Below are 4565 nucleotides of genomic sequence, written 5' to 3'. Positions count from 1 at the left end.
CCCGGCCCGACGCGGTTCCAGCCGAACAGCATCACGCCGAGGAAACCGGCTTCCAGGAAAAAGGCCGTCAGCACCTCATAGGTCAGCAACGGGCCGGTAATACTGCCCGCATATTCGGAAAAACCGCTCCAGTTAGTGCCGAACTGATAGGCCATCACCAGCCCGGAGACCACGCCCATCCCGAAGTTGACGGCGAACACTTTCGACCAGAAGTGGTAGAGATCGCGGTAGTCCTCGTTGCGGGTTTTAAGCCATAGCGCTTCCAGCACGGCCAGGAAGCTGGCTAAGCCGATAGTGATGGCGGGGAAAATAATGTGAAAAGATACCGTGAACGCGAACTGTATCCTTGCAAGATGAAATGCATCTAATCCAAACATGTCTCGCCTCTTACTGAATAAACATCTCCATTTCCTCCCTCTGGCCTGCGGTTTGTCCGTAAATATCCGTACAAACTGAAAGGGATGAGGGAGGGATAGCCTAATCTTAGGTCGGATTTCGCTATTCAGAGAGGCAAGAGTCTAAATACGGGGTTCAATGAGGGTATTAAGCGAGGTGGAAACCGCGTTGCGGGCATGAGCGCTCAGAGAAATGGGGAGCACCCTGACCGATGCGAGGGAAAAACAGGCGGTGTACGCTTAATCCACACCTCATGTGGCCCTCAAGTGGCCAGCATGATCATGTTGGTTTCAACGGTGTCCCGAGCATGAGGCGATAGATCGGTAAAAGAGGGGCAAATGGCGGCCACTTTCTGCGGGTCACTCCGTATCGAATGCAATCAGCGCATCGCTAAAGGCTCGCGCTTGTTCTAGCGGTAGTAGATGTGCGCAGTCTGGGATATCGACGCGTTGCAAATGGGGAGCCACGGGGACGAGTTGATGATAAATAGCCTCCTTGACGACGCCGCCAACGACCGCCAGCGCGGGCACCGTGATCTGGCTGTTTTCAAGACCGGCGGAGAGTTGGCTGGCGTTTTGTGCGAAGGCCCGATAGTGTCTGAAGCCGCAGGCTAACGCGTTTTCTCCCCGATAGGCCGCCATAAATTCCGCTCTTATCTGAGCCGGGATACCGCGTTTTTGCCAGGTTCCGTTCTGATAAAACCAATCAAGATATTTTTCTTCTTGCCCGGCAATCACGCTTTCCGCAAGTCCCGGTACGTTGTGAAAACCGAACCACCAAGGCGGACCGCCCGCGGTCAACGCTTCTGCACCCGGTAAGTTTCCAATAAACCCTTCGGAAACCGCCAGACGACGTACCCGGTGCGGATAACGTAACGCAAGCATAAAGGCGAGCGCAGCACCGAGATCGATGCCGACGACGAGTACCTGCTGAATATCCAAAGCATCCAGCAGGCCAATAAGATCCTCTGTCTGCGTGATCAGATCGTAACCTTCGGTGGCGCGGGTACTGGCGCCGAGTCCTCTGAGATCGGGCGCGAGGGTGTATTTTCCCGCCGCAGCAAGCTGGGGCATCATCTCGCTCCACAGCCGCCAGGTGTGCGGCCAACCGTGGAGTAAAAGTAGTGGCTCGCCCTGGCCGCAAAGCGCGACGTTGAGCTGAATACCGTTGGTGTCCACCTTTTGTTCTCTGAGTGAATGCATGAGCGTCTCCCGTAGTGATGATAAAATTCATAGTAACCATTGACCATGTTAGTATCAATTAGATACCTTGTTGTCACTTAGTTACCTTGGAGTCACCATGACAGAAATGGATTTGCGTGGGCCGTTCTCATCGGCCTGCCCGACACGCACGTTAATCGACCTGATTGCTAACAAATGGACGATGTTGGTCTTGATGGGGTTGGGTCAGAAGCCCATGCGATTTAATGAGCTAAAACGCGTCATAGAAGGGGTGAGCCAGAAGGTGTTGACCCAGACGGTGAGAAAACTGGAACGCAATGGCCTTATCTCCCGGACGGTGCTGCCTACCGTTCCAGTCAATGTGACTTATGCGCTGACGCCTCTTGGCGTATCTCTGGCGGAAATGATGATTCAGGTCCGGGGTTGGTCGCTCACGCATATTGCAGACATCCTCGCCGCGCAGCAGAATTATGACGCCATCGCGGAGAATCACTCTGCGTGAATGATAGGCAGCGTCACCTAATTCTGCTTTTGTGTCCTCTTGGCTCCCTCCATCATCAGTACGCCCGAAAGCCAGGATAATCTCGGACGGCGGCCTCTCACGGCATAACACGTTACTGTCATGTCACGTTATGCCGCATCCCGGCGCGAATTCTATGGTCAGCGACGCTTGCGCATCACAAACCCCGTGGGGATAAGCGCCAGGATCCCGATGATGCCTGCAACCAGCGCCAGCATAGAAACCCCGCTTTGCGAAATGATCAGACCGCCCATTCCGCTTCCGACGCCAATGCCGATGTAGATCACGGAGCTGTTGAGCGCCAGCACCTGCTGGGACGCCGCGCCCGCGAGTCCCAGCAGCCGGTGTTGAATGGGAACCAGATACATATAGCTGACGATGCCCCATCCCGCGCCGAGCGCGAGCGCCGCGACGGCAGATTCCCGCAGCAGGACCAGTGCGATAAGCCCGGCGGTTTGCAGTACGATGACGCTGCTGAGAACGCTGGCGGGGCCCCAACGATCGGTCAACAGCCCTGTTGCGATATTGCCGATCACCGAGCCGATGCCGTAGGCCATCAGCACCAGTGGCAACACCGGCACATCGCCAAGCTGCGTATTGGCCAGTATGACGCTGATGTAGGCGTAAACGATGAACTCCGATGTAACGACCAGCAATGTGACGCAGAACAGCCCCCAAACGGCAGGTGGAAAACGGCGCGATCTCTGGGTGACGCAGAAGGTGGTGGGGTCAGGCGGGGAAGCGCGGTGTTCCAACAGGATGAATAGCAGGCCTAGCGCGACAAGGCCAAAGAACACGACGCAGTAAAACGCCCAGCGCCAGTTCAGGGCGTGCGAAATCCAGGTGGTCAGCGGCACGCCCAGCGCCTGCGACATCGTCATGCCGCCGAAGATCAGCGCCAGTGCGACGCCTTTGCGTCCCGGAGGCATGCGCTGGGCGGCCAATGTGGTCGCGGTCGGCGTAAACATGGCGGCGCCGTAGGCCGACACAACGCGTCCCGCGATCAGGACGTTGAAGGTTGGACTGAGGGCGCTCAAACCATTGCCCGCGACAAAACACACCAGAGACAGCAGCAGCACCCGCTGGGGCGGCCACGAGCGAAACCACCAGGCATTGAACGGTGCAAACGCGGCGTAACAGAAAGCGGAAATGGACACCAGTCTGCCGGCCGTTGCGGGAGAGATTGCCAGATCCCTCGCCATTTCGTGCAGCGCGCCGATGACGACAAACGTGTCCAGACCGATGGCGAACGCGCCGAGGGTCAACGCCTGCGGCAGCAGCCGAATGCGCAGCGCGTCGCCGGAATGCGCGTGAGGGTCAGGAGACATACTGCGACGCGTTTAGCTCGGGATACGGCATGGCGATGATCTCTCCTCGATAGCGCGGCCGTGGACCGTAGATCAACCACGTCGTGACCACCTCGCCGAAAGTTTCCAACAGTTCGATACAATCGGGATTCTCGGTAGCGACGAAGGTGTAGGCCAGTCCTGCGTCGTACTCGCCGGTCAGCAGTTTCGCCGCTACCACCGGTTTGGACGTTTCGAGAATAATTTCATCCCAGTCTTCGGGATTGATATAGCCGAGTGTCGGTTCCGGCAGGGCCAAATGGCGCGGGTGTTCGACGTCGCGGCGCTTGAGCAACGCCAGGGGTTGAGTGGGGAAAATAAATGTATCCACGACCGGAAGTCGTTCGCGAAAGCGCTCAGTGACTATATGCACCTGATGATGAGCGCTGCACTGTAGCAGGTAGGCATCGCCGTCATCGACGGCCTGCTGGCCTGCGGAGACGAGATCGTCGACCAGGATGATCTCCGCCTCGGTCACGTTCTGGTAACGCAGATAGTGACGAAGGGCATTTTCATGGCAGGTGCCGGTGGGCCCCAGCGTGTAAATACGTATCATATTTCAAGCTTCCCTGTGGTGGCGCAAGGCGTTCAGGCTTTGATTATGGTGTCTTCCAGCCTGCACGCTTCATCAATGATGCGTTCGTAGAGTGCGACCGCAAATTCGGGGTCGAGCCCATGACGGGCTGCCCGCTCTGCACAGCGCTGTTTCACGGCGTCTACCCGTCCCGGTTGCATCATCGGGATATCATGTGTGCGCTTGTATGCGGCGACTTGGGTACACACATCAATACGCCGAGCGATGAGATTGATAATAGCGTCGTCCAGCTCGTTGATTTGGACGCGGAAGGGCTCCAACCCCTCAAGCGCACTGGGTTGTTTTACCGGGGGGCGCTGGGCGGCGGGCGCACAGACGCCGTCAGCCAGCGCGAAAGCGCAGTCGGACAGGGCGTTCATGTGGTATCCGCCTTCCTGCACAAAGCAGATGGGCAGATGGGCTGCGGCAAAACGTTCGCCAATCGCGTGGAACACCTCGGGTGAAAGTTGCCAGATACCGTGAGGATCGCCCTCAATGATATCGAAACCGACGCTGACAACCAGCGAACGCGCTCCCGACGAGACGGC

General features: G+C 57.5%; 6 protein-coding genes. 1 reads left to right on the top strand and 5 read right to left on the bottom strand.

Annotation, left to right across the window (positions count from 1 at the left end; genetic code table 11):
* Both Q7O77_RS14925 and Q7O77_RS14920 read right to left on the bottom strand, forming a co-directional pair.
* Window positions 1–377 (bottom strand): cytochrome ubiquinol oxidase subunit I (locus tag Q7O77_RS14925; RefSeq protein WP_304169099.1); only part of this gene is annotated, 377 nt, incomplete at its 3' end.
* Between the two features lie 378 nt (window positions 378–755).
* Window positions 756–1598 (bottom strand): alpha/beta fold hydrolase, encoded by an 843-nt coding sequence (locus tag Q7O77_RS14920; RefSeq protein WP_304169096.1) that lies wholly within the window; start codon window positions 1596–1598, stop codon window positions 756–758.
* Window positions 1599–1695: 97 nt separating this feature from the next.
* Between Q7O77_RS14920 and Q7O77_RS14915 the strand changes: the two genes are divergently transcribed.
* Window positions 1696–2079, top strand: a complete 384-nt coding sequence (locus Q7O77_RS14915) for a helix-turn-helix domain-containing protein (RefSeq protein WP_304169093.1) — start codon at window positions 1696–1698, stop codon at window positions 2077–2079.
* A 158-nt stretch (window positions 2080–2237) separates the two neighbouring features.
* On the opposite strand, the gene Q7O77_RS14910 is transcribed toward Q7O77_RS14915, so the two are convergent.
* The 3 genes from Q7O77_RS14910 to Q7O77_RS14900 form a co-directional block, all read right to left on the bottom strand.
* Window positions 2238–3425 (bottom strand): MFS transporter, encoded by a 1188-nt coding sequence (locus tag Q7O77_RS14910; protein WP_304169090.1) that lies wholly within the window; start codon window positions 3423–3425, stop codon window positions 2238–2240.
* The gene (locus Q7O77_RS14905) at window positions 3415–3999 is read right to left on the bottom strand and encodes a hypothetical protein (RefSeq protein WP_304169087.1); all 585 of its coding nucleotides are present in this window, start codon (window positions 3997–3999) and stop codon (window positions 3415–3417) included. Before Q7O77_RS14905 ends, Q7O77_RS14910 begins: the two co-directional genes overlap by 11 nt.
* A gap of 32 nt (window positions 4000–4031) precedes the next feature.
* On the bottom strand, window positions 4032–4565 hold a 534-nt coding region (locus Q7O77_RS14900; protein ID WP_304169084.1), incomplete at its 5' end, for a chorismate mutase family protein.

The organism is Lonsdalea britannica, assembly GCF_946477055.1.
In the GTDB taxonomy this organism is placed as follows: Bacteria; Pseudomonadota; Gammaproteobacteria; order Enterobacterales; family Enterobacteriaceae; genus Lonsdalea; species Lonsdalea britannica_A.
The sequence above is the reverse complement of the archived record's forward strand: the minus strand, read 5'-3'. Positions and strand labels throughout refer to the sequence as shown.